The sequence below is a fragment of the Polluticoccus soli genome (genome assembly GCF_029269745.1).
Taxonomy (GTDB): Bacteria; Bacteroidota; Bacteroidia; order Chitinophagales; family Chitinophagaceae; genus Polluticoccus; species Polluticoccus soli.
In genome coordinates this window covers 859,762-885,089 of sequence record NZ_JARJHT010000001.1, presented here as the reverse complement: position 1 = coordinate 885,089, position 25,328 = coordinate 859,762, and the positions used below count along the sequence as shown (strand labels likewise).

Annotated in this window: 17 protein-coding genes and 6 tRNA genes; 16 read left to right on the top strand and 7 right to left on the bottom strand. The window is 45.5% G+C overall.

The genetic code is table 11. The annotated features are described in order from the left end of the window. The first annotated feature begins 78 nt into the window (after window positions 1-78). The 3 genes from P2W83_RS04045 to P2W83_RS04035 are packed head-to-tail and all read left to right on the top strand — an operon-like array spanning window position 79 to window position 3,016. A complete protein-coding gene (locus P2W83_RS04045; RefSeq protein WP_276132408.1) occupies window positions 79-1,209 on the top strand; it encodes a Re/Si-specific NAD(P)(+) transhydrogenase subunit alpha in 1,131 nt (376 codons plus the stop codon). A 3-nt stretch (window positions 1,210-1,212) separates the two neighbouring features. Continuing rightward, complete coding sequence (locus P2W83_RS04040; protein ID WP_276132407.1) at window positions 1,213-1,536, top strand: NAD(P) transhydrogenase subunit alpha part 2; 324 nt, start codon at window positions 1,213-1,215, stop codon at window positions 1,534-1,536. A gap of 28 nt (window positions 1,537-1,564) precedes the next feature. After that, a complete protein-coding gene (locus P2W83_RS04035) occupies window positions 1,565-3,016 on the top strand; it encodes an NAD(P)(+) transhydrogenase (Re/Si-specific) subunit beta (RefSeq protein ID WP_276132406.1) in 1,452 nt (483 codons plus the stop codon). A gap of 2 nt (window positions 3,017-3,018) precedes the next feature. Here P2W83_RS04035 and P2W83_RS04030 read toward each other — a convergent pair whose 3' ends face one another. Continuing rightward, complete coding sequence (locus tag P2W83_RS04030) at window positions 3,019-4,848, bottom strand: T9SS type A sorting domain-containing protein (RefSeq protein WP_276132405.1); 1,830 nt, start codon at window positions 4,846-4,848, stop codon at window positions 3,019-3,021. Between the two features lie 49 nt (window positions 4,849-4,897). Then, window positions 4,898-7,717, bottom strand: coding sequence for a T9SS type A sorting domain-containing protein (locus P2W83_RS04025; protein ID WP_276132404.1), 2,820 nt, complete (start codon window positions 7,715-7,717; stop codon window positions 4,898-4,900). Window positions 7,718-7,981: 264 nt separating this feature from the next. Between P2W83_RS04025 and P2W83_RS04020 the strand changes: the two genes are divergently transcribed. From P2W83_RS04020 to nusG, 10 genes are all read left to right on the top strand, one after another. Continuing rightward, a complete protein-coding gene (locus P2W83_RS04020) occupies window positions 7,982-8,482 on the top strand; it encodes a calcium-binding EGF-like domain-containing protein (protein WP_276132403.1) in 501 nt (166 codons plus the stop codon). Window positions 8,483-8,638: 156 nt separating this feature from the next. Then, window positions 8,639-8,711 (top strand) — tRNA-Thr (locus tag P2W83_RS04015). Window positions 8,712-8,783: 72 nt separating this feature from the next. Further along, window positions 8,784-8,866, top strand: a tRNA-Tyr gene (locus tag P2W83_RS04010). Window positions 8,867-8,939: 73 nt separating this feature from the next. After that, a tRNA-Gly gene (locus P2W83_RS04005) sits at window positions 8,940-9,012 on the top strand. An 82-nt stretch (window positions 9,013-9,094) separates the two neighbouring features. Continuing rightward, window positions 9,095-9,166: transfer RNA gene (locus tag P2W83_RS04000), tRNA-Thr, on the top strand. 122 nt (window positions 9,167-9,288) lie between these two features. Then, window positions 9,289-10,476 carry an elongation factor Tu gene (tuf, locus tag P2W83_RS03995; protein ID WP_276132402.1) on the top strand — a complete coding sequence of 396 codons (1,188 nt, stop codon included), beginning with the start codon at window positions 9,289-9,291 and terminating at the stop codon, window positions 10,474-10,476. A gap of 113 nt (window positions 10,477-10,589) precedes the next feature. Then, window positions 10,590-11,675, top strand: a complete 1,086-nt coding sequence (locus P2W83_RS03990) for an aminotransferase class V-fold PLP-dependent enzyme (RefSeq protein WP_276132401.1) — start codon at window positions 10,590-10,592, stop codon at window positions 11,673-11,675. A gap of 151 nt (window positions 11,676-11,826) precedes the next feature. Beyond that, a tRNA-Trp gene (locus tag P2W83_RS03985) sits at window positions 11,827-11,897 on the top strand. Between the two features lie 111 nt (window positions 11,898-12,008). Beyond that, the gene (gene secE, locus P2W83_RS03980; RefSeq protein ID WP_276132400.1) at window positions 12,009-12,206 is read left to right on the top strand and encodes a preprotein translocase subunit SecE; all 198 of its coding nucleotides are present in this window, start codon (window positions 12,009-12,011) and stop codon (window positions 12,204-12,206) included. Between the two features lie 11 nt (window positions 12,207-12,217). Next, window positions 12,218-12,799: a transcription termination/antitermination protein NusG gene (nusG, locus tag P2W83_RS03975; protein ID WP_276132399.1), complete on the top strand. Its 582-nt coding sequence runs from the start codon at window positions 12,218-12,220 to the stop codon at window positions 12,797-12,799. Window positions 12,800-12,857: 58 nt separating this feature from the next. On the opposite strand, the gene P2W83_RS03970 is transcribed toward nusG, so the two are convergent. From P2W83_RS03970 to P2W83_RS03955, 4 genes are all read right to left on the bottom strand, one after another. Beyond that, a complete protein-coding gene (locus tag P2W83_RS03970; protein WP_276132398.1) occupies window positions 12,858-15,617 on the bottom strand; it encodes a carboxypeptidase-like regulatory domain-containing protein in 2,760 nt (919 codons plus the stop codon). Between the two features lie 212 nt (window positions 15,618-15,829). Beyond that, window positions 15,830-16,372, bottom strand: a complete 543-nt coding sequence (locus P2W83_RS03965; protein ID WP_276132397.1) for a hypothetical protein — start codon at window positions 16,370-16,372, stop codon at window positions 15,830-15,832. 245 nt (window positions 16,373-16,617) lie between these two features. Next, window positions 16,618-17,808, bottom strand: a complete 1,191-nt coding sequence (locus P2W83_RS03960; RefSeq protein WP_276132396.1) for a mechanosensitive ion channel family protein — start codon at window positions 17,806-17,808, stop codon at window positions 16,618-16,620. A 20-nt stretch (window positions 17,809-17,828) separates the two neighbouring features. After that, complete coding sequence (locus P2W83_RS03955; RefSeq protein WP_276132395.1) at window positions 17,829-18,647, bottom strand: 2,3,4,5-tetrahydropyridine-2,6-dicarboxylate N-succinyltransferase; 819 nt, start codon at window positions 18,645-18,647, stop codon at window positions 17,829-17,831. A gap of 127 nt (window positions 18,648-18,774) precedes the next feature. Between P2W83_RS03955 and P2W83_RS03950 the strand changes: the two genes are divergently transcribed. Next, window positions 18,775-18,849 (top strand) — tRNA-Val (locus tag P2W83_RS03950). A 695-nt stretch (window positions 18,850-19,544) separates the two neighbouring features. Here the strand turns inward: P2W83_RS03950 and P2W83_RS03945 are convergent. Continuing rightward, a complete protein-coding gene (locus P2W83_RS03945; protein ID WP_276132394.1) occupies window positions 19,545-20,291 on the bottom strand; it encodes a phosphatase PAP2 family protein in 747 nt (248 codons plus the stop codon). A 228-nt stretch (window positions 20,292-20,519) separates the two neighbouring features. Between P2W83_RS03945 and P2W83_RS03940 the strand changes: the two genes are divergently transcribed. Together P2W83_RS03940 and P2W83_RS03935 are read left to right on the top strand one after the other, a co-directional pair. Further along, entirely contained in the window at window positions 20,520-21,824 is a 1,305-nt protein-coding gene (locus tag P2W83_RS03940; protein ID WP_276132393.1) for an MFS transporter, read from the top strand. 141 nt (window positions 21,825-21,965) lie between these two features. Continuing rightward, complete coding sequence (locus tag P2W83_RS03935; protein ID WP_276132392.1) at window positions 21,966-25,328, top strand: T9SS type B sorting domain-containing protein; 3,363 nt, start codon at window positions 21,966-21,968, stop codon at window positions 25,326-25,328.

Here is a 25,328-nt window from a genome sequence, read left to right as displayed (position 1 = left end):
TGAAATCGCTATCGCATATTTTGGACTTTCAGATTAAAACGTATATTTTCATATCTGTCAAATGAATAGGAACTACTTATGGTTATAGGTGTATTGAAAGAGCAGGCGCCGGAAACTAGGGTTTCGCTGGTGCCAGAGGTAGTGAGCGCATTGAAGAAGATGAATGTAACGGTATGGATAGAGCAAGCGGCAGGAGAGCACGCATTTTATAGCGACAGCGCTTTTCGCGAGGCTGGCGCTGAATTAAAGGACAGGAACGCGATCCTTTCAGGTGCTGATATTATACTCGGTATTCATCACGAGAACATAGGTGATGCAAAAAAAGGCGCCATCCTGATGGGCATTTACCAGCCGCTTTTTCATTACCAGAAAATGAAGCAGTGGGCTTCTGATGGCTATACTGTCTTTAGTCTGGATACTATACCGCGCACTACCCGTGCCCAGTCGATGGACGTACTAAGCTCGCAGGCCAATATTGCTGGCTATAAAGCAGTATTGTTGGGCGCATTCCAATACGGCCGTTACTTCCCAATGTTCATGACCGCTGCGGGTAGCATTGCTCCTGCAAAAGTGCTGATACTAGGCGCCGGTGTTGCCGGCTTACAGGCCATTGCAACAGCCCGCCGGCTGGGCGCTGTTGTTGAAGTATTTGATACGCGCCCTGCGGTGAAGGAGGAAGTAATGAGCCTTGGTGCAAAATTCGTAGAAGTAGAAGGCGCAGCTGATGCTTCAAAAGCCGGCGGCTATGCCGTTGAGCAAAGTGAGGATTTCCAACGCAGGCAAAAGGAGAAAATACATGAGCATGCGTATAAAGCAGATATAATCATTACTACGGCGCAAATACCCGGGAAAAAGGCGCCGATATTGATAACCGAGTCCATGATCAATGATATGCGGGCTGGGTCTGTGATCGTTGACCTGGCAGCTTCTACAGGAGGTAATACTGACCTTACAAAAAATGGGCAGACAGTGATGCACAACGGGGTTGCTATTATAGGCAATTCTGCGCTTGCAGCCACCATGCCGGCAGACGCCAGCAAGCTGTACAGCAAAAACGTACTGAACTTTTTAAAACTGATCATCGGCAAGGAAGGCAATATCAACCTCGACTTCAATGATGACCTGGTAAAAGGTACTTGTATAGCTCATAACGGAACAATAACTAACGAACGAGTAACGGCGCTTTTGCCGCAATCATCAAACGCATAGATCATGGAACAATTACTTAACCTGTTTACCGACGAAGCCACATACAGGCTACTTACGATAGTCATATTGTCCATTTTTCTTGGTATCGAGGTGATCTCTCGCGTGCCATCTGTATTGCACACGCCGCTTATGAGTGGTGCCAACGCTATACATGGTGTCGTGATCATCGGAGCCATCATCGTTATGGGTAAAGCACCCTCGCACGACTACCTGGCATTGACGCTCGGTTTTCTTGCCGTGGTATTAGGAACGCTCAACGTAGTAGGTGGTTTTGTGGTAACGGACAGGATGCTGGAAATGTTTGATAAAAAGAAAAAGAAAAAATAGCAAAGCGATAGAATAAACGGACTTCTCTATGAACATGCAAGCCATTTTAGCATTAAGTTACCTGATCGGGTCAATCACTTTTATCGTTGGTCTCAAAATGCTGTCGCACCCTGATAGCGCCCGCCGGGGCAACCTGGTAGCTGCCGCAGGCATGGCCGTAGCCATTCTGGCAACGATTTTCCTGTACCAGGATGAACTGGGTAGCCCGCTGCATAACTACGGATGGATATTTGCAGGTTTGGTGATTGGTACGGTAGTTGGTACGGCGGCGGCGAAAAAAGTGCAGATGACCGCCATGCCTGAGATGGTAAGTATGTTCAACGGTATGGGTGGTGCGTGTGCCATGCTTATTTCTATTATCGAGTTTCATCACCTCACTTCTGATTTTACCTGGGAGCTGTATGAAGATTCAGGTTACACTTTTTTTAGTTCTATACCCGGTGGCATGTTAGCTACCATACTCATAGGCATGGTCATTGGTAGCGTGTCTTTTGCCGGTAGTATCATAGCGTGGGGTAAATTGAACGGCAAGATCAAAGATCGTTCGTTCAAAGGCCAGCATGTAGTTAATCTTGGTTTGCTGGCTATCATTGCGGGCCTTATTCTACTGATACTCGTTGCGCGTCCGGGTATGACGATCACTTACTTTTATTTGATCCTCGCGCTATCACTTATTTACGGAATTATGTTTGTGTTACCGATAGGTGGCGCCGATATGCCTGTGGTGATATCGCTGCTTAACTCTTTTACAGGTGTGGCTGCTGCTTTTGGCGGATTCCTGTACAACAACCCGGTAATGCTCACAGGTGGTATTCTTGTGGGATCAGCAGGTACTATTCTTACTATCTTGATGTGTAAAGCGATGAACAGGTCGCTGAAGAATGTATTAATAGGTAGTTTTGGCGGAGGCCACGCTAGCGCAGGAGGTGGCGAAGCTAAAGATCAGGGGCACTATAAAGAAATATCTCTTAATGACACTGCTGTATTGATGGCATATGCACAAAAGGTAATGATAATACCGGGCTATGGTCTTGCAGTTGCACAAGCCCAGCACGCATGTCACGAGTTGGAGAAATTACTCATTGAAAAAGGGGTAGAGGTATACTATGGCATACACCCTGTAGCAGGTCGTATGCCCGGCCACATGAACGTGCTGCTGGCAGAAGCTGATGTGCCATATGATAAGTTAATGGAAATGGAAGATGCCAACGAGCAGATGAGTACAACCAACGTTGTAATGATCATCGGCGCCAATGATGTGGTGAACCCCGCGGCTAAAGAAGACCCATCAAGCCCCATATACGGAATGCCAATACTGGAAGTTGAAAAAGCTGACCACGTGATCGTGAACAAGCGCAGTATGAAACCAGGCTATGCCGGTATCGAGAATGACCTTTTCTTTAAACCAAAGACATCCATGCTTTTTGGAGACGCCAAAAAAGTATTGCAGGACCTGGTGTCAGAGTTGAAGCAGCTCTAAGCTTATTGCCCGATCACAAACGGTATCTTCAGCATTTCATCTTTCAACTGAAGGCGGATAAAGTACACGCCGTTACTTAGTTGTCCGTGCATATCTAACTTGATATCAAGGAATTTCTTGTTGGTAGTAACCTGTCCTCTGTATAATGTTTGTCCCGTGCTGGTCACAACTTCAAACGGGATCGTTTTGCTTACAAGGTAGTTGCCGTAGATGCGTATATCGCCGTTGCCCGGATTGGGCGTCAGGTAATAACTCAATGCAGCTTGCAACACATCGATAACTACAGAGGTGGAAGATGAGCAGCTGCCCATGGTGGATGTTACTTTGTACTCACCTTCATCGGTTACGTCCACGAGTGTCTTTATGGGGTTTTGTTCTGTGCTGCTAAACCCACCCGGACCTGTCCACTGATAGCTGGCTCCGGGTACTCCTGCGGCTCTGAATACGAGGCTGTCGCCTGGTTTTACCGGGTTATTTACTGATATCACTGGTTTCTCCGGTCGTGGATAAATGGTAACGCTAGTGCTGTCAGCGGTAGAAATACATCCATTCAAATTGGCAATCACCGAATACAGGCCGTTTGAGCTGATGCGAACATCGGATAGCTTTGGAGAAGGCACATTAGAAGTAAATCCACCTGGTCCCGTCCAGGAAAATTTGGTGGCAGTATCGCTTGCTTTCACTTGTAGCACGATTTCTTCGTTCTCACATTTCGGGCTGGTGTTGTTGATGGAAGTTATAACAGGAAGCGGTTTGATCGTCACGTTCGTGCTCACGGTAGTGATACATCCGTAATTGTCTGTAGTCACTTCATACTCCCCGATATATTTCATTTCCGATATAAAGGACGGATTAGCTACGGTTGCAGAAAATCCTCCCGGCCCTGTCCACTTCAGGTTGGTATTGTCAGTTACAGCGTTAAGCCTAAGTACATCGCCCGCACAAATTGGGCTATTTGAACTCACGGCAAGTGTTGGATAATGTGCTACCCTGATCGGATAGGTGTTGCCGGTAGATGTATCCGCCGGCAGGGTCGATATTATACGGAAATGATAGTTTGTGCCCTCTGGAAGCATGTCGGGTATTCCACACAGAATAGTTCCTGCGGTATCTGATTGTCTTGAGCCGATGATCGTGCCGTTTGCAAAATTTCCGTTCGCGTCCGATAATTGAACCTTGAAAGTATTTCCTGCATTGAAGTTATCGCTCACTTTCATTCCAACCTGTATGGTATCGCCTGCACATGCGATGGTGTCGTAGAATGGTTCTTTCAAATAAACATGTGGGTCAATGGCATACCAGATGCTATAATTGAATCCGTTCCCATTACCCCGGTAGGAGAGCATCACATTGTTGATCAGGGTCGTTGGATTAATGTCCAGTTGAGCCTTGCTATACGGATAGGCACCTCCACCAGTACCGGGGTCAGGGCCAAGTAAACCATTGTAAACCTGGCAAAGCGTAGTGTATCCCTGGCAGAAGGTGGATACATTGGGAGATATGTTCGATGAGGTAAGCGGGTAAAAATTGTCGTTAATATATAGGGCAAGAGTGTCTTTATCGCCCACATAAGCTACCTGGATTCGGATGCCTTTAACCGGGTACCCAAACTCGTACCTGAAAAGCTGCAATTTGCCATTTTTCCCAAGGCTGTATGGACCAACGTTGAAACATACTAATCCAGGTGCTTCTGCACTGCCGGTATCAGATACCGTAACAGGATTTGTGCCTACTATCTGTGTGCCATAGTCGTGAGTTAAATTGTAGTACGTCTGCCCTGTAGAAATAACAGGGAGCAGCAAAAAAATGGCAATACGTAAAAGTTCTTTCATCTACTGGGGCGCAGATTAACCCTGCTGCGTTAAGTTAAAAAAATATCGGCTAACGCGTGATGACAAAGCGAAGGTCAATATCATCATCACCTTCAAGCGGTATGTGCAGCAGGTATACTCCATTACTCAGGTTGGCTCCTAGCGAGAACTCCTTAAGCAACAGCTTGCCTTTCACGTCCACTTTGTCTTTATACACTACCTGTCCAACGGCGTTAACGATAAACAGGTCGGCTGCCTGGTCTTTACCCAAGCTGGCTTTCAGAGTGAATTTTCCATCGTTTGGATTGGGATATAGGACTACATAGTTGCGGTTTGACACAAACACTTCGGTTTCGGCAAGTGTCTGGCAGCCATCGAGTATTGTTCTAATGGTATATATGCCTTCGTTGCGCTTACTAATATCTTTGAGCACAGGGTTTTGTTGTGTTGATGTGAAGCCATCCGGGCCAGTCCATGAATAAGTGATACCGGGCGTAGCGTTTTCACTATACAGCTTTATCTCCTGTCCAACTTTACGTGCGCTGTCTGTAGTAGAACTGTTGTTGCTTGCTACTGGTATAGCGGGCAAAGGTTTTACTCTTACATCAATTATGCCCGGAGCTTTCGACTGGCAACCTTCGTGATTTACATATACGCTGTACCTGCCTGCTGCCTTACCGTCAGCATTAGCAATTGCGAGGTACTTCTCTGTGAAGTTACTTCCACTAGGCAGTGTCCATTGGTAAGAAATGCCATCCTGCGGACTAATAGCAGCAAGGTTCAGTGTGTCGTTTTCGCATATCAGTGTATCTCCTTCAAGAGTAACTGTAGGTGAGCGTTTCACATCGACAGTAACAGTGTCGGGTAGCGAGATGCAACCATCGACATTTGCCTCAACGATGTATTGGCCTGCAGTTTCAGGAGCAGCGTTAGGCAATGCCGGATTTTGCGCATTTGAACTGAAACCTCCCGGTCCTTTCCACTTGTAGCTGGCATTAGGTATTTGCAAAGCAGTTAGCTGCAGATTGGTTCCTTCGCAAATAGGGCCGTTGCTACCTGCTTCTGGCGTAGGCGTGGTGATCTGTAGTACTACCACTGTAGTGTCGGCCAGCGACATGCATCCGTTTACATTTACACGCACATAGTATTTACCCGCAATGATGCTGGTCGCGTTGGGTATTGTAGGGTATTGACCGGTTGTCGAAAAACCGGCTGGTCCCGCCCAGTAGTAAGTGGCGCCGGCTACTGTGTCTACAAAAAGTTTTAATGTGGTATTAGGACAAACAATGGTAAGGCTGTCAGTTTCCGGTGTAGGGGTGGTAATGTCCAAAGTGACCACCGTACTGTCGGGACGTGAAACACACCCATTAATAGTTGCCGTTACAAAGTATTTTCCAGCAAAGCCTGCTGTGGCATTGGGTACCGAAGGGTTTTGCACTGGCGATGGTGTTGGGAAAGCGGGGCCAGTCCATTTAAATGTTGCTCCCGGCATATTGGCGACATTCAATTTCATCGTGGCTCCTGGACACACGACGATCGCACTATCTGCGTCGGGTGTAGGGGTCAATATGTCAACCTTTACCGAAACGCTATCGGGCAATGACTGACAGCCGTTGGTCACTGAAACGACGTAGTATTTTCCAGAATCGGCAAATGTAATGTTGGATATCGACGGCGTCAGCGATGTGCTCGAGAAGTTATTAGGGCCTATCCACAGGTATGTCGCATTTGGATCAGGAACAGTACTGGCAGACAAATTCAGCGTCTTTCCCGGACAAAGCGGTGCAACTGGTGCTGCCGTTGGCGTAACGGCCGATGAAAACAGTGTTACGTTAGTTGTTTTAGGTACAGATGGACAGCCATTGTAAGTAGCAACAACACTATATGTACCCTGGCTGAGGAAACTGGTGTTGGTTACCGTGGGATTTTGCTGAGCTGAGGTATAGCTATTGGGGCCAGTCCAACTAAAGGTTGACCCTAATGAATCGGCGTCTGCACTCAAGTTAAAGTTTTGTCCCGGACATGGCGCAGCAGGAGACGAAGATATTGTAGTGACAACTGGTCTTGTTTTTACTTTTACTTCTATATCGTCGGTGTACACACAATTTCCGCGCGTAGCAGTTAAATAGTAATAACCTGCATCTGCTTTTGTGATGTTGGTGATCGTTGGATTAGCAATAGCGCTGCTAAAGGCAAGGGGTGGAATGGTGCTCCATGAATAGTCGGTAACGCCTGGCGGTACATTTACAGCTCCAAGGTTTAACGATTGGCCTTCGCATGGCGTGTTAGCAGTAGCTGTTAGCGTATTAGCGCCACAAGTGTCGTTCACAAAGTATATTTCAAAAAGCGCGGCACCGCTGCCCGCGGGGTTTTGCTCATAAAAGAATTCAAAGTCGTTGATCTGTGTGCCTGGATTCAGATCTATCTGTGCTGAACGTCCTTGCGAAGAGGTGGGCGAGTATGTTGTCAACAAACCGTTTTCAATTGAATCTGCAGTTTGGTTATTACAAGTCAGGTTGAGCGCCGGGTCGATTGGGCTCACTTCACTATACTGCAGAGTGTGCTGTAGCGAGTTGATCTTTACACCAACAAAATCGCCAACATTCATATCCAGTAACCTGATACGGATATGGCTGGCAGGAGCAGAAAAACTAAACATAAAGCTGGAGCCAGTACCACCTATGCCTGTTTGCAGCGCGTAGGCATTGGAAAGATTGCAGATAGATGCCTGCGTAGTTGCATTGTACGGTGTTACAGTGACAGTATTACCGCCAACAGTAACCGACGACGTTGTGTAAGGTATGTGATGATACATTTGTCCACGCATTAACAATGGGACAAACAACATCACGACAGGTAACAATAGGTAAAGGCGTAAATGTCTAGACATTTATGGCAAAAATTAGGTCTTTAAAATTAACAAAAATGTTACATAAGGAGAATTAAAACCTATTAATCCCATTAAATAATAAAATAATGTTTTTGGCTGGAAGCTCTAAAAAATGGTACAGTGTTTGAACTTTTGCTATTGCGAGTCAACAAATCAGAGGTAGGCGGATTTTGCCATCTGCAAAAACGACAACAAATGACAACAATATTGTTTGTAACTAATTCAGGCGTAAGTTTTTGGAACATTTCATAACATTGCCATGAAATGAGACAGTTATCTCCCATTGTGTATCGGCTTGCTTTCCTGTTCGTTATCCTGGTGCTAGGTTCTTGTATTAAGGACAAATGCGGCAAGGTTATTTGCTACAACAAGGGTGTGTGTGTAGATGGCCAGTGTGCATGTCCATCAGGGTTTGAAGGTTTGTACTGTGATACTGCCTGGTTTGAAAAATTTAAGGGTACCTGGCAGGTTGATGAAACCTATGTGCGCGATACGGGTGATGCGCATTTTGGTTATGATCTCAAGATAGTTGGTGCTGCAGATAGTTTTACTATCACAGGGTTGCACGATTCGCTTAATGGAGTCGTTTGTAAAAGGCAATCGCGCTACGAGTTTTCAATAAAAGCCAACCAGGTGATGCGCGCAGATAGTTCCATCATCATTCGCGGTGGGGAGGGAAAAATGAAAAACGACCTGGTAACAGGCGTCTATTCCTTCAAGTATAAAGACACAACTCTGAGTGTCAATTTCAAATGGAAGAGGTAGATTTTCGATTGAGATATTTCTGCCATACGCTAAGTGTGAAACGAAAGCCTTGATTACATTTTTTTCAACCTGCTCAAAAAAATTTGCAAAAATCATTTTGTTGCCTACTTTTGCAATCCCGTTTTGAACGCGGGGGTAGTTCTTAAGAAAAAATAAGCCGCTTTAGCTCAGATGGTAGAGCAACTGATTTGTAATCAGTAGGTCGCTGGTTCGATTCCGGCAAGCGGCTCAGAAAAGTGAAGTGTGAATTTCTAAAAATATACATTCGTATTTTTTTGTTCCATTTTTCATTTTTTGGCCTGGGCAGATACTCAAGTGGCCAACGAGGGCAGACTGTAAATCTGCTGTCTTACGACTTCGGAGGTTCGAATCCTTCTCTGCCCACTAAAGTTGACAGTTTGCAGTCAACAGTTTGCACACAGTGCATACTGTCAGCTGCAAACTTTTAACTCTGAAAGCGGGAGTAGCTCAGTTGGTAGAGCGACAGCCTTCCAAGCTGTAGGTCGCGGGTTCGAGCCTCGTCTCCCGCTCAGAACGAACAGAGAAAAGTTTTCTCCAGGCAAACAAAGTGTGCCGGGTGAAAACTAAAAGTGTTGAATGGCAGTTCTTTAAGCTGTTGTAGCTCAGTGGTAGAGCACTTCCTTGGTAAGGAAGAGGTCGGCAGTTCAATCCTGCTCAACAGCTCTGAGGTGAGGTCAAGAGTGTGGCTGTGACAGCATCGGGTAGTGGAAATTTAGGGCAGGTAAGATGGCCTTGAACATAAAGTAGAAACAAACAATTAAACAACTCTCTTAAAAAAAATAACAATGGCAAAAGAGACCTTTAAGCGGGAAAAACCCCACGTAAACATTGGTACCATCGGCCACGTTGACCATGGTAAAACCACTTTGACTGCAGCTATCACAACTATCCTGGCAAACAAAGGATTGGCTGAGAAGAAAGGCTATGATGAGATCGATGCGGCTCCAGAAGAAAAAGAACGTGGTATCACCATCAACACAGCTCACGTTGAGTACCAGACGGCTAACCGTCACTACGCTCACGTTGACTGTCCAGGTCACGCTGACTATGTGAAAAACATGATCACTGGTGCTGCCCAGATGGACGGTGCTATCCTGGTGGTTGCTGCTACAGATGGTCCTATGCCACAAACTAAAGAACACATCCTGCTGGCTCGCCAGGTAGGCGTTCCTCGTATCGTTGTGTTCATGAATAAAGTTGACCTGGTTGATGACGCTGAGATCCTGGACCTGGTTGAAATGGAAATTCGCGAACTGCTGAGCAAATACGAATACGATGGTGACAACACTCCGATCATCAAAGGTTCTGCTACAGGCGCACTGGCTGGTGAAGCTCAGTGGGTTAAAGCTGTAGAAGATCTGATGGAAGCTGTTGATACTTACATTCCACTGCCTCCTCGTCCGATCGATCAACCATTCCTGATGTCAGTTGAAGACGTATTCACTATCACTGGTCGTGGTACAGTTGCTACTGGTCGTATCGAGCGTGGTATCATCAAAGTTGGTGAAAACGTTGAGATCGTTGGTTTCAATGATTCTCCTCTGTCTTCTACTTGTACTGGTGTTGAGATGTTCAAAAAACTTCTGGACCAAGGTCAGGCTGGTGACAACGCTGGTATCCTGCTCCGCGGTATTGAGAAGAAAGATATCCGTCGTGGTATGGTTATCTGTGCTCCTAAGAGCATCACTCCGCACACACAATTCAAAGGTGAAGTTTACGTGCTGAGCAAAGAAGAAGGTGGTCGTCACACTCCATTCTTCAACAAATACCGTCCTCAGTTCTATTTCCGTACTACCGACGTAACAGGTGAGTGCACGCTGCCTGAAGGTGTGGAAATGGTAATGCCTGGCGATAACGTGAATCTGAATGTAGTTCTGATCGCTCCAATTGCGATGGAAAAAGGTCTGAAATTCGCGATCCGCGAAGGTGGCCGTACAGTAGGTGCCGGTCAGGTTACTGAGATCGTAAAATAATCCAACGTCCCGTGATGCGGGGCCGGAAATAAAGCTAATAGCCATCGGTTCGCCGGTGGCTATTTCTTTTTGGCTGCTGCTCATTCAATATATTTGCTAATATCACGATCATTATGAGCCAGCCAGAACTTACTTACCTCAACACCGCAGCGGCGGGATTGCTCAGCAAGTCGTCGCTTGCAGCCACTCATTCCTTTTACGATGCGTTGCAGGTAAATGCTAGTGCTCGCTCGGAAGAATGGCGGTTTAAAGAGTGGCCGCAGATCAGGGAAACACTGGCGGCATTCATGGATGCGCCGGTAAGTAATGTGGCATTCGTTCCCAATTTCTCTTATGCGCTCACTGCATTAGTTCACTCCATGACAGGAAAGGAGCGGGTACTGCTTTATAATAATGATTACCCTTCTGTGCTGGATGCCTTTCGCCTGAATAACTTCAACATTACATGGATAGATAATGAGGACGGCTTCCATATCTCCTCCGATAAGTTGAAGGATACTCTGCTTTCGAAGAAGATAGACCTGTTAGTGATAAGTCATGTTCAGTGGCTGTCTGGTTTTAAGCTGGATATTAACGACATGGCAGCATTCTGCCGGCAGCATAACATCGTATTCATTGTAGACGCTACCCAGAGTCTGGGATCGGTACGGTTGTCTGCCAGGGAATTGGATGCAGATGCGATCATTGCCAGCAACTATAAATGGATGAATGCCGGCTTTGGAAGTGGTGTAATGTACCTGGGGGATAGGTTCCTCGAGCGGTTTACACCTAAAATAGGAGGTATGGGCAGCTATACTATGCAAGGCGATAAGATGTTTTATGAGCCGTCGGTACGTAGCTTTGAGCCTGGGCATTTGAACATGGCTGGATTGCTATTGTTGAACGGCGCTATGAAGGAAAAGCTGGAGAAGGGACTTGATAAGATTGAAATGCATAATCGAAAGCTGACCAATCAGCTATTAGAGGCTATGGTTACAATGCCTGTGAAGTTGCTGGGGCCTGCAGATACAATTGACCGGAGCTCGATAGTGATAATTAAAGATGAAAATGGTCTGGGTAAATACCTTGCAGACGACAGTATCATTGTGACGCACCGGGCTGGTAATTTGAGGGTCAGCATGCATTTTTACAACACAGAAGCCGAAGTACAGCGCCTTATTGCATGCCTGCAGCGGTTTTATAGCCAAGGCAATACATGATAATTAAGAATTTATAACTTCACGAGGTTAGAGAGATAAAAAATCAAAATTATTTTCCTTAATTTTGCTTCCCAGCTTGGAAGTCAAAAGGCAACTTTTGGCTTTTTAGTTTGAGAAAAAGCTCAGAGGGTCAAAGCTCTGAAATTGAAATACGGGCATAGTTCAACGGTAGAATAGAGGTCTCCAAAACCTTTGATCGTGGTTCGAATCCGCGTGCCCGTGCAAAAAAACTCTATCCATCCCCTAAAGACGGCTAGAGGAATGAACCGGAAACGGCGAATTCATATTTATTAACGCAAAAAAATTAAGCCCCTAACAGGGGTTTCTGGTATTATGGCTAAATTCGGTACATACATAACGGAAGCATACGATGAACTTTTACATAAAGTGACCTGGCCATCGTGGGAAGAGCTGCAACAGACTACCATTATCGTACTGGTAGCGCTCGTTATCATCACCATGGTGATCTTTGGTATGGACTTCGTGTCTAAAGAAGTAACATCGCTTCTGTACAGCATTTTAGGCAAGTAAAGCATTCTTAAATGACGGAAACTAAAACTAACCAGGAAACTGGTACCCAGCAGGAAACCAAATGGTACGTGCTGCGTGTCATTAGTGGTAAGGAAAAGAAAGTAAAGGAATACCTGGATAAAGAAGTGAAGATAAGCGGCTGGAGCAATGCTATCTTTCAAATACTGTGTCCCGTTGAAAAAGTATTCAAAGTTCAGGGCGGTAAAAAAGTACTGCGTGAAAAGATCCTTTTCCCTGGTTACCTGATGCTCGAAGCTTTGGAAGGCAAGCTGACTGACGATATGATCCAAACGATCAAGAACGTTACAGGTGTTATTCACTTCCTGGGTAAAGACCAACCAACGGCACTTCGCAAGTCTGAGGTGAACAAGATGTTTGGTAAGATGGATGAGGTAAGCGAACAAGGCATTGGCTACGCTGAACCATACATCGTTGGTGAAACAGTTAAGATCATCGACGGGCCGTTCAACGACTTTAACGGTACTGTAGAAGAAGTAAACGAAGAGAAGAAAAAACTGAAAGTGGTAGTGAAGATCTTCGGTCGTGCTACGCCGGTAGAGCTGAACTACATGCAGGTAGAAAAGATTGCTTAGTAAGCATCAAGAATATTAAAGAGAGCGCCCGGTTTATCCGGGCGTTTTTTGTTTGTGCTTATTTTTTGCGGATGTTGATGCCTCTTTTCTTTTGCTTGATCTCGAAGTAGAGCGTCTTATCCTGGTTGTTGATGAGATCAACGCGTTGTGCCAGTTGGGTTGGACGGAAATTATCATCAAACGCGCCCTCGTTTAATTTTACAAGGTAGTTGCCGTCTGGCAGGCTGAAATGGAACTCGCCATTAGCATCGGTGATGGTAGAGTAGGTTTGAGAACCATCTTCGCCCGTTGTAGCTGTTACCCTGATATTTGCAAGGCTATAGCTTAGTGCCGAATTAGAATCGACCGTCAGTGTCAGCTTACCCTCAATTGTTTTACCTGCTTTGTAGGGAACGTAAATGTTCTTGTTGCCCTGGATGTCAAACTGCTGAATAGTGCCTCCAACAGGTATCCAGCCTTTCACCTTACTGGCGTAGCCCAGATCAAGTTTATAGGTCCCCGCGCTGATATTTTTAAAAATGGCATGGCCGTCCAGGTTTGTTACGAACAGGTTGTTGTTAACCGAAAGCATCTGGCCGGCGATAGCATCTTCTCCTGAATCTTGTCTGCCATTGCCATTCTCGTCCTTAAACAGGATGATCCTGGCGTCATAGTATTTACGCACAGCAATAAACGGAGCGTGAAGCCTGAAGCGCACCGACGCGTTGATAAATGGCTGTGTGTTGCGCTGCTGCACCGGTATGATGCCTGATACGCTAAAGTCTACTCCGCGCAGGTAGTTGGAATATTGAACGCTTGTCAAAATATTCGAAACCTCGTTGAAGTTTGGAACCGTCTTAGCATAGTTGAACTGGGCACGCATGCTCAGTGCACGATTAAAAAAGTTCGCATCTACATACGGGCTCAAAATAACACGCTGGAATTTTTCGGGATTTTTCAGATACGCGATATACTCGTGATAATAGTAAGGCCCAACATCATAGCGTAATGTAAGTCCTGCATTTTTATATTGAGCGCTGGCCTGGTTACTGTTGATAAGCACTTTGTTGCCGCTAGTGTTAGCCAGGCTGCCGTGACCAATGTACGAGTTGGTACTAAAGAACAAGCCTTCTATCGGCGACGTAGAAACATTTAGGTTTAAATAAGTAAACTGGAACACCGGGTTATTGGGTTCGTCGGTTGGTTGCTCTTGTTCCTGGCGGCCTGCAGACAAAATGAAGTTTGCTTTCTTCATGTTATGACCAACGCGAACACCATAGTTCTTCGTTCTTAAATTGAATACATCTGAGTAAAGGCTGTCATCCAGGAAATAGTTTTGCTTCCTGAACGTGTACTCGTAATAGCCTCCCATAAAAGATGAGTTGTGAAACACTCTCACATCGTGTATTTGCAACCGTTGTCCCTTATAAATGCCGGGAAACGAATTGCTGTAATTCGAAACATTCGATACAACACCCAGTCTTTTATTACTCCACTGCAGATCATATCCAAAATGGCTGCCAAGTAGTCTTGAATCAGAAGTGCCGGCCAGTCTTCCTTTTGTTTCGTCAAGACCAACACCACCAGTGGCGATCAGTTTGCCATTAGCACCGAACCTGATATCCAGACCTTGCTTGGCGAGGTAGCTATGCAGCTGTTTTACATTCTCAAAGTTGGCTGTAAGAGTGCTGAAGCTCGTAACGTTTTTAGAGAGGCCATATGAAAAATTGCCTCCATAAAGCTGGCTATTACCAATACGGCTCTTCAGCATACCGAAGACTTGCGCCTTGTTGCGGTCGTCCCATTTGTAACCAACCTTGCCGCCATAGCCGTCTACAAAGAAATCGGTTACCTCCAGCAGGTTACCTGCCATAGCAACCACGTGTTCGCCTCTGTATTCTCCGCGTATTATCCGGTTATCTATCACTTGGCCCGGAGCATAAGTATTGCTACGGAAGTCAACTGATACACGATCGTTATCTGTTAAGTCTACATAGCCCGCAATGCCGCCATAATACTGCAGGTTGCCATTGCCCGAATACATGCCTCCAGCCTCCAGGCGCAGTGGCATGTCCAGATAAGCGGTAGAATTTTCGCGCAGCATGTAGCCGATCTTCGACAGGTTTTGCGACAGGTTTACAGTTTCGCCTACCTGGTTGCTCACTAGTATTTTGATCTCTTCCTTTCGCAATACTGAGAACTGACCTTCGGTCAACCTGATGTTCAAGGTATAAGTGCTATCCTTACCGGCGGCAAGAGGAAAAGATATCTTATCCTGTAGTTGTAGCTGGTCGTTACTGAACGCAATGGTAAAAACATCGGGAGTGTTACCGAGGTTTTTAACAGATACGGGAAAGGAATTATTCTTCTGGAAGGCTGGTAATACAACGTTTGAGTTGAGGAGCGTAGCCTTGAATTTGCTGAACTCCTTCAGACGCACCCGGAAGGTGTCTGCATCAGGGACAGCATTATTATTAACGTGATATTCCAACTTTACCGTTTGCCAGCCTACGGTTGCTGTGTTTTGAGCAGAAAGGCGAATAGGGACTATGGTATTCTCATTGCCATTCAGGCTGAGCGTAATGACTTTTTGCGTGCTGCTCCAACCTTTAGGTGCATCGACATTTACAGTGATGCTGATCTTTTCGCTGGTGAGGTTGGTGATGTTGATGCTATTGAAAAGAAACTCTTTGTTGCTATTGGCAGTGAGTGTATCGTAGAGAACATGAGAGCTGTATAACCTGTTCCCAGGTTGGGCTACAGCTTGCATGCTACACACTGTAACCAGTGTTATCAGCAGGAAGCTTAGGCAAAAACGATATGTGGATTGGCGGCTCATATCAGTTTTTTATCTTTTTCTTGCATGTTATAGCCTGGAACTACAGGCTATGTCTCTTCTAAACAGCTTTTAAGGGATAAAAAATGGTTTGCAAATATCCTGTTTCCAGGGCTTTTTTATGGTGATCCAGGTTAGCGTTTGCGCTTTTTTTAAATGAATGAAGAGCCTTTTTACGGGCTCTTCATTGCTATTACTGGATAAGAGAGAGCTGATTAAAGCTGTGTAGCAGTGTACACTACATCTACTGCGTAGTTACCGGCAGGGAAGTCGAAACCAGGCTCAGCTTTGTATTTTACTGAGAAAGTTTGGTTGCCGCCTTTGCTGCAGTTGCTCAGCATGTCGATGTTTGAAGTAGGTACGTCCTGGTAGCCAGAGAAGCTGTTAGCGATAGTACCACCTGTGTTGTTGGCGCTTACCATTACATTCAGTACGTCTGCTACTACCATGGTAGGAGCTGGTGTAGTGCTACCTGTATAAGTAAAGTTGGTTGCGTTCGATTTTACAGCCACTTTGAAGTTCTTGTTAGAACGAACTTTCAGTTGCTGTTCGCCGGACTCAACGCCATCAGCGTAGTGAGCTACTGTTGTAAAAGCCATTGTAGTAGGATCGCCTGTTGCAGTACCAGAACCCGTAAAGGTGATCTCGATAGCGTTTGACAGGTTCAGGTTAACTGTCTGGCTTGCTGAGCTGTTAACTTGAGCTTTTGCGGCAACAAAAGTGAAAAGGCTGGCGGCGAGTATAACTATCTTTTTCATAATTGTTTTGTTTTTGGTCGTACGTGTTTGTTTGTTTGATGATGCAAAGATTAGACGCCAAACAGCCTCAGCAAAATATTTGGATGAGTTTAACCGCAGCTTTGCAACTGGTTAACTGCTGATTTACAGCGGGTTAACGAGCAATTAAGAAATGAGAATTATCGTGAAGTGAGCTGGAAAGCTTGACAGTAGCGGGTTTCATAGGGTTGGTGTTTTGTTAACGGGTAGGTGATGTAACCGTTGTATCAGACGATGTCGTCATCATCGCTCTTTTCGCTGTTTTCGTCAGCAAGTTTGTTTTCAGCGCCCGAAGTGTCTATACTAACGTTAGATGAGTCGGTATATTTTGAGATGATCTCGTAGGTACGCAGGTTTATTTCCTGCTTTACAGAAGAGATAGAAACACCGTCGCGCATAGGGTCTGGCAAATGATAGCTAAGCGTTAGCTGCATTACATTCTCGCCGAAGTTATCAATGCTGATCTCAATAGGATGTACTACATGCAACGATCCCTGCACCATATCTTTTAACTCCGACACCATTTGCCTGAATGCAGTATGCGCAATGCCGTATTTGATATTTACTATGATGCGCACACGCCTGCTGGTCCTGTTGCTCAGGTTCTCTACGTTCTCGTTTACCAGCTTTTTGTTCGGTATTATATATAGCGATCCATCGGCATTGCGAAGGCCGGTGCTGCGAAAGCCTATGCGTTCTACACTGCCTTCAAGGCTGCCCAGCCTGATGGTATCGCCTGTTTGAAAAGGCTTATCAGTGAGAATGGTAAATGCAGCAAAGAGATTCTCAATGCTTTCTTTGGCCGCCAGCGCTATAGCCACACCGCCAATACCCAAACCGGTAATGAGCGCGGGCACATTTACATGGAACACAGAGCCAAGCAACCAGAATATACCCAGCGACCATAATACCAGCTTCACTATTTCTTTCAGCAGTGGCAACAATTGCTCACGTTCATTGTTCTCGTCAGCAATCGCCTTTTCATGCTGTACCTGGTAAATGAAATCGGCGATACGTGAAAGGATAAGCGTTGTAAATATGATGGCCAGCAACATAAAGACATGATCGATCACATCTCCAAGACGAATGGCAAGACCACCTTTTGCCCCTTTATATCTATGTAGCAGGAACTGGTCAAGTAAAACTTCCAGTTGGTTGAATGCTATATAGAACAGAATTGTTTGCAAAAGCGATTCGATAGGGGATTGAACCAGGCTGCGAAATTTCTCGCTATGGTTTCTGTCTGTAAAGCGATTGGCAAGGCCGGAGATAAGCCGGGTAAGAACATTCGCCAGTGGTTTTTTGATAAGCAGCGTAACAATGATGATGCCGAGGCACCACGCAAGGTTATGCAGCTTTTCTCCAGCCAATGGTGTTTCCAGTTCTTTCCAGCTTATCTGCAGCAGTATTCCAATCATTTGCCAAACGTCTTAAAATATTATACCGATACGTTAAAGTCGCGCAGCGCGTCGTTGAGGCTCGTCTTCAGGTCGGTTGAAGCCTTGCGCTGACCAATGATGAGCGCACAGCTCACCTGGTACTCGCCGGCAGGGAATTTCTTGGTATAGCTACCTGGAATTACCACGCTGCGTGCCGGTACGCGTCCTTTGTATTCTATCGGCTCGGTACCGCTTACATCGATGATCTTGGTAGATTGTGTCAACACTACGTTAGCGCCCAGTACCGCCTCTTTTTCTACAATTACGCCCTCTACAACAATGCAACGAGAACCTATAAAGCAACCGTCTTCGATCACTACAGGAGACGCCTGCAGAGGTTCCAGCACGCCACCGATACCTACACCACCACTCAGGTGCACGCCTTTACCTATTTGCGCGCAAGAGCCTACTGTAGCCCAGGTATCTACCATGGTGCCTTCGTCAACAAAAGCGCCGATGTTTACATAAGACGGCATTAGGATCACGTTAGGTGCTACGTAAGCGCCGTAACGAGCTACGGCATGGGGAACTGCCCTTACGCCCAATGATGCATAATCCTTCTTCAACAGCATTTTATCATGAAACTCGAATGGTTCGATGGTCCATGTTTGCATAGGCTGTATGCCGAAGTATAAAAGTATTGCCTGTTTTACCCACTGGTTAACTTCCCAGCCATTAGCGCCGGGTTGTGCAACACGAAGCCTGCCTTTATCTACTTCCTCGATCACGGCTCTAACCGCGTCCTGGTAAGTGCTGTCTTTCAACAATTCCCTGTTCTTGTAGGCATCCTCTATCATTTGTTGCCATTGCTGTTGCATAAAGTGCTTTGTTTTTGTGGCGCGAAAATAAGAAACGAGGGGCTATAACATATTGCAAATGATTTTTTTTGAAAAAGGATTTGGCAAAATGAAAACGCCGCGTATCTTTGCAATCCCAAACGGGAACGGAAGCATAGCTCAGCTGGTTCAGAGCATCTGCCTTACAAGCAGAGGGTCCGCGGTTCGAATCCGTGTGCTTCCACAGAATAAAACCTCTTAAGTGCTTTACTGACAAGCGTTTGAGAGGTTTTCTGCTTTTCAAGCTGATTTGTACTTCGCGACCTGAAATCGTTTAAAAAACACCGTTTACTTGTACATAACTTGTACATGTTTTCCGTCCAAGTAAGTCTCGAGTAAATTATCTCAAGCATGAGCTTCACAAGTTTGTGTGCCGCCGATTGATAGAAAGAGGCTCAACTAATATCCATCAAAAGTCCCCACGCTCACAGCATAGGGATTTTCGACTTTGATGTAATAACTCAGTAGAATGTTTACTGTCTATTTTGTTTAAAAACAACTTTTAGCCCTGGGGACTGTGTTCATTAAGCTGATTATTGACATTGTAAATACAAAAAGGTTGTCTAGACGCCAGAATTCAGACGGCATTGAATCTTTTATTATGTTTGAACCAGTCCAAACAAACAATGAAATACTTGATATTAATATAAGTATTATCCCCGCCCTAGTTGTTTGGATCCATCGCAGAATTATCATCAATTATTCTTATTAATAGTTATTATTAATTAGTTGACCAAAGAATGATGCTGTGTCTACCAACAGCCAAACTAGCTAAAATTGTTATAATTCACCAGGTAAAAGGTTTCAAGCTTTAGTTTGAAACCTTTTCTCATTTTATAGCTGTTTGCTTCCCACTAACACCTGCCCCAGAGTATTCCTTCATTTGTTGTCATTTGTTGTCGTTTTGGGTAACGCCTTTTCGTTATTGGGTTTGGGCGACAATGCGTTCAGGCACACTATAAAAGCTATCCAAGCCATGCCTATGCAGAATCCCGCTATTACGTCGCTGGCATAGTGCACTTTAAGAACGATCCTGCTAATGCCGATTATAGCGGAGAATAACACCAGCAGGGCGCTGAGCACATATTTCTCCTTGTTGTTCCACCGGCTTTGCCAGACCAGGTGGATCAGCATCGTGGCAAACACGAATGATGAGAAAGCGTGACCGCTTGGAAAACTATAGTTGTTGACGATCTGTGCCAATCGCAAATTAGGCCTGCTGCGGTGAAAATAGTCTTTGAGTATCAGCATCAATGCATAGCTGGATATGGCCATTGCCGATATTATTACGGCATCGCGCCAGTGTCTTTTAATACAAAGTGTCAGTACGATCAGGGCGTAAGCTGGTAGTAAGAATAAGTGGGATCCAAAGAAAGAGAATCCCCGCATTATGATCAGTGTGAATTTATTGGTGTAAGGGGCCAGCAAAAGAAATGTAGCCGAATCGAACATGTCTTCTTTTTCCTGTACTACTTCATGTGCCAGGTAGCCAAAGGCAGTTATCGAGACAAGGAATACAGCAATTGCGATCAGGATATTTCTCCGGTTGCCCACTTTGTTGCTTTTTGTTGTCGTTTGTTGTCGGTGATTCCGGTCATCATTGCCCATGTTTACATTTGTTAACATTGTTGACGGTTTTTTAAAGCGTTGATCTTGTTAACGGTTTTTGACGAGGATACTTGGGTTACAGTGTTTTATAGTCACCGGTTGTGTACAATTGTGTACTTTTTCATGATTTTCAGTTTTTACACGTAACAGTAAAAAATGTAATTTTACACTTCCGCTATAGAGTTGCGCTCAAAGAACTGTTAGATACCTGACCGGTGTCGACTATAGCAAAAATACTAAATATTTATGAAAAATAAAAACACTGCTGAAGGTGTAGCTTTCAGCGGCTACCAGAAGTTTGCAATATTCATTCTGGCCATCACCCAATTTACTGTGATACTGGATTTTATGGTTATGTCGCCGCTGGGTGATATGTTGATCAAATCACTTCGACTCACGCCGTCGCAATTTGGTTTCGCTGTATCTGCCTACGCGTTTAGCGCGGGTTGCTCTGGCCTGTTGACCGCAGGCTTTGCGGATAAATTCGATAGGAAAAAACTACTGTTGTTCTTCTACATAGGCTTTATAGTAGGTACCGTGTTTTGTGGACTGGCTAACTCGTTTGCAACGTTGATGGCGGCACGGATTATCACTGGTTTATTTGGTGGGGTTATCGGTTCCATTTCCATGGCTATCGTCACCGACATTTTTAGCCTGCAACAACGGGGTAGGGTAATGGGTTTTGTGCAAATGGGTCTTGGCGTGAGCCAGGTATTAGGTATTCCAATTAGCCTGTATTTTGCCAATGCATGGGGATGGCAGGCACCATTTATGGCCATTGCGGCATTGTCACTGGTAGTCGCATTGCTGATCATGGTCAGGATGCAGCCTGTAACAGAACATCTGGCACTTCAAAAAGAGCACAACGCGGTTAACCACCTGGTAAACACACTGACCAAAAAGGAATACCGGATGGCGTTCACCGCCACAACGCTTCTGTCCGTAGGTGGATTTATGATGATGCCTTTTGGTAGTGCCTATGCTATTAATAACCTGCAGGTTACACAGCAGCAGCTGCCGCTGATATTTATGATCTCCGGTATCGGCACCTTGTTCATAATGCCCGCTGTTGGCAAGTTGAGCGACAAGATGGATAAGTTCAAGCTGTTTACTATTGCTTCGTTGTGGATGGCTGTAATGGTAGCGATCTATACTAATATTCCCGTGCTGCCTTTGCCCATCATTATCGCACTTAATATCCTGATGACCATCGGTATTATGGGGCGATTTATCCCTGCGGGTGCATTGACTACTGCCATACCGGAAATGAAAGACCGCGGAGCATTCATGAGCGTCAGCTCATCTTTACAACAGGTATCGGGAGGCGTTGCTGCTGCATTTGCGGGGATGATCGTTGTGCAAAAGGATCAGTTCAGTCCGCTGCAGCATTATAATACTTTGGGTTACATCATAGTGGTAATTATCGCCGTTTGCGTTTTTATGATGTACAGGGTAAATGCAATGGTGCAAAAAAGACAAGAAAAAACTGTCGAGGTTGAAAACGGATCGGACGTAATAGTTGAGCCTGTTATTTTAACCGAAAGGCAATAAGCCATTGAAAGACAATTTCAATAGTGTCATAAAACTGTAACCATTATTGTGTTCACCCTTTAATAACAAGGCTTTCGGCCGATGGATATCATTAAATCGTAATTTGCATTTAGTCTTTGCATAAAGCAAAACAAACCCGGAATGAGATCGCGCAGAATTTTGCCAGTGCTGGTCCTGGTGCTCTTAACAACGTTCAAGGCGTCAGCCACGCATATTTTTGGCGCCGATTTTTTTTACACGCATGTTAGCGGTAATACTTACAATGTTACCCTTTGGTTGTATGGCGATTGTAGCGGCCAAAATTTTCCAACCCTTGTGAACGCCACTCCGGTAGTGGAGGTTTACAATGGCCTGAATCCATACACCCAGTTGACACTTAGTCCGCAGGCTCCGGTTAACGGTGTCGAGGTGACGCCTGTTTGTCCGGGGCAAATAAGCAATACCAGCTGCAACAATCCTACTAACCCGGTTATAAATGGTGTAAAAAAGTTTGTGTATTCGGAACTTGTTACCCTAAATGGACAAAGCGTCAGTTGGCGGTTCGTTTTTAATGGCAGCCTAGCGGCCACCGCAAGCGCAGGGCGCAGCAATTCTATTACTAATATTGGTTCGGGCACGCTGATGGTGCTGGAAGCAACGCTAAACAATATCGGCGCCTTCAATTCGTCGCCTACTTATACTACCATACCTACGCCATTCTTCCCGGTAAACAAGGCTGCGAATTATAATTCAGGTACCGTTGATCCGGGCGATAGTCTTGTATATGCACTGGTCCCAGGATTGAACAATAATGGCAGTGCAATGGTGAACGTTCAGTATACATTCCCTTATACGGCTACACAGCCATTGTCAGTTGCTTCAGGTACGTTTTCTTTTAACACCACAACAGGCCAGCTGAGTTTTACACCCAATATTTCGCAGAAAGCCCTGGTGGTTTATAAGGTGTCTGAGTATCGTAATGGCGTGTTGAGGGGAACCAGCATGCGCGAGATGACCTTTGTAGTGCTGCCTAATGGTAATAACCCACCGGGTGGCAATGTCAGTTCTGTAAACGGAGGAAGTGCGCTCAACAGTACAACCGTGCAAGTCTGCCAGGGTGCAGCTTTAGGGTTTAATATTAATCCTACAGATGCAGATGGAGATAACATTAATATACAATGGTCGGGCCTTCCACCGGGTGCAAGCTTTAACGTTACCGGCAACAATACAGCAAGTCCGCAGGCTACTTTTTCATGGAATACCACGGGGGTACCCGCTGGTAGCTATACATTCTTTGTAACATACACCGACGATGGTTGTCCGCTGGCCAACAAGCAAACGATTGCGTATACTGTGATCGTGCAACCTGCGCCGACCTTTACCTACACTTTGCTGGCTGCAGCCACTTGCACGAGCAAAGCGGCTTTTATGGTAACGCACACCGTACTTGGTGCATGGAAGTTGAAAATTTACCAGGGTACAACTTTAATAGATAGCGCTGTAAGCGTGTTGCCAAATATCAACGACAGCTTGATGCCCGGTACATACACTTTCCGGGTGGCCAACAGTGGCGGGTGCGCTAAGGATACAGTCATTACAATTATTAATCCGACCACAACAAAGCTCAATCTTTCTATCGATCGGCCAACCTGTAATAAATTCAACGATGGTACGCTTATCATTACTGCTTATAATAGTACGGGGCCATACTCGTATTCATTGAACGGTGGCCCTTTTTCAACCACCGGAGTGTTTACAAATATTTCGTCGGGTACCTATGCACTATTCGTAAAGGATGGGCCAGGGTGTATCAAGGACACGTCGATCATATTGACAGACTCTCTAAAGGTGTCTGCAACCACTACTGTAACCGATGTGCTTTGTAATGGAGACCCAACCGGTAGTATTGTTTCCGTTGCAGCTGGTGGTCACGGCAACTATAAATACTCGCTTAATGCTGCGGCCCCCGTATCGGCGGGCAACTTTATCAATTTGTTGGCAGCCAGCTATGCGCTGCATATTGAAGACGTAGCTGGTTGTTTTTTTGATACTGCTATAACCGTGACCCAACCGCCGCTGCTCACCACATCAACGACCCCGGTAAATATAGATTGCTACGGAAATGCTTCGGGTTCTATTAACATCAGCTCTGCCGGTGGCGTGGCACCGCACAGTTACAGCATTAATAGTGCGCCTTATACGGCTTCGGGTAGTTTCAACAGTCTGGTAAAAGGAACTTATTTCCTTTCAGTAAAAGATGCCAACGGCTGCATTCAAAAAGATACTGTAACACTTACAGAGCCGCCTGCGTTGTATGTTAACTCTATTGGTCTTATTAATCCCCGCTGCACAGGAGATACTAATGGTGTGGTGATGATCAATATTTCAGGCGGTACACCACCTTTCACTTATGCAGCCAATACGAGGCCGTATCAAATATTCCATCACCTGACGGGGCTGCCTCAAGGTAGCTATGTCGTGCATATCAAAGACGTGATGGGATGCATCAAAGATTCAACAGTAACGTTGACAGATCCACCGCCTGTGGGTTTGGATTTCATCTCTTCAAAAGCTTTGTGCTGGCCGCTTGCAACAGGTATAATTGACCTGGTGGGTAAAGGTGGCACTCCGCCATACATGTATGCAATAGATGAATCAGGGTACACTACTTACAGGACAAAGTATAGTAGTATGGTATCAGGACCGCACACCCTGTACGTGAAAGATGATAATGAGTGCATACTGAGCGTGCCTATGACGCTGGAAGATTCTGTGGTGATAGATGGTGGCATTTCGGCGAAGTCTGTTACTTGTTACGGCTTGGGTAATGGTGAGATATCACTTAGTCCAAGCTCAGGTTTTCCGCCATATCGGTCATCGCTGAACGATAATGAGCTCACCAGGAAATTACATTATTCACAGTTGAATGCCGGAAACTACACCGTTACCATAAAAGATACTGTCGGGTGTATGTTGAATAAGCTTGTCACCATCACCCAGCCTGCAACACTGGCTCTGGATACTTTTGTAACGCACAGCAGTTGCTACAGCGCAGGTGGTACCGGCTCTATTAAAGCAGAAGCCCTAGGCGGAACGAAGCCATATAAATATACCTGGAGCAACGGGGCCAGCGACACCACCACCCGCTTAACAGGACTCGGCAAAGGCAACTATTATGTGCGCGTTGTTGACTCTAATGGTTGCCGTGATTCTGCACTCATTATGGTGGAATATACAGATTGCTGCACGCCAATGATGGCTAATGCCTTTACTCCAAATGGCGACGGCAAGAACGATGTTTTCCGCGTGGTGTCACAAGGACAAATGCAGCTGAAAGCATTTGCTGTGTTCAACCGTTTTGGACAGCGCGTGTTTTATACAACCGACATAAACGAAGGTTGGGACGGTAATTTCAGTGGCAGTCCTGCCGAAGTCGGTACATATTTCTATCACGTAGTAGCAAGCTGCGGCGCTGGAAATGAGCATGCTGTCAGCCTGAAGGGGGATATCATCCTTGTGCGCTAG

Bases quoted from the DNA above. Each gene is read 5' to 3' on its own strand.
- P2W83_RS04045 (WP_276132408.1), top strand. From the start codon at position 79: ATGGTTATAGGTGTATTGAAAGAGCAGGCGCCGGAAACTAGGGTTTCG.
- P2W83_RS04040 (WP_276132407.1), top strand. From the start codon at position 1,213: ATGGAACAATTACTTAACCTGTTTACCGACGAAGCCACATACAGGCTA.
- P2W83_RS04035 (WP_276132406.1), top strand. From the start codon at position 1,565: ATGAACATGCAAGCCATTTTAGCATTAAGTTACCTGATCGGGTCAATC.
- P2W83_RS04030 (WP_276132405.1), bottom strand. From the start codon at position 4,848: ATGAAAGAACTTTTACGTATTGCCATTTTTTTGCTGCTCCCTGTTATT.
- P2W83_RS04025 (WP_276132404.1), bottom strand. From the start codon at position 7,717: ATGTCTAGACATTTACGCCTTTACCTATTGTTACCTGTCGTGATGTTG.
- P2W83_RS04020 (WP_276132403.1), top strand. From the start codon at position 7,982: ATGAGACAGTTATCTCCCATTGTGTATCGGCTTGCTTTCCTGTTCGTT.
- tuf (WP_276132402.1), top strand. From the start codon at position 9,289: ATGGCAAAAGAGACCTTTAAGCGGGAAAAACCCCACGTAAACATTGGT.
- P2W83_RS03990 (WP_276132401.1), top strand. From the start codon at position 10,590: ATGAGCCAGCCAGAACTTACTTACCTCAACACCGCAGCGGCGGGATTG.
- secE (WP_276132400.1), top strand. From the start codon at position 12,009: ATGGCTAAATTCGGTACATACATAACGGAAGCATACGATGAACTTTTA.
- nusG (WP_276132399.1), top strand. From the start codon at position 12,218: ATGACGGAAACTAAAACTAACCAGGAAACTGGTACCCAGCAGGAAACC.
- P2W83_RS03970 (WP_276132398.1), bottom strand. From the start codon at position 15,617: ATGAGCCGCCAATCCACATATCGTTTTTGCCTAAGCTTCCTGCTGATA.
- P2W83_RS03965 (WP_276132397.1), bottom strand. From the start codon at position 16,372: ATGAAAAAGATAGTTATACTCGCCGCCAGCCTTTTCACTTTTGTTGCC.
- P2W83_RS03960 (WP_276132396.1), bottom strand. From the start codon at position 17,808: ATGATTGGAATACTGCTGCAGATAAGCTGGAAAGAACTGGAAACACCA.
- P2W83_RS03955 (WP_276132395.1), bottom strand. From the start codon at position 18,647: ATGCAACAGCAATGGCAACAAATGATAGAGGATGCCTACAAGAACAGG.
- P2W83_RS03945 (WP_276132394.1), bottom strand. From the start codon at position 20,291: ATGTTAACAAATGTAAACATGGGCAATGATGACCGGAATCACCGACAA.
- P2W83_RS03940 (WP_276132393.1), top strand. From the start codon at position 20,520: ATGAAAAATAAAAACACTGCTGAAGGTGTAGCTTTCAGCGGCTACCAG.
- P2W83_RS03935 (WP_276132392.1), top strand. From the start codon at position 21,966: ATGAGATCGCGCAGAATTTTGCCAGTGCTGGTCCTGGTGCTCTTAACA.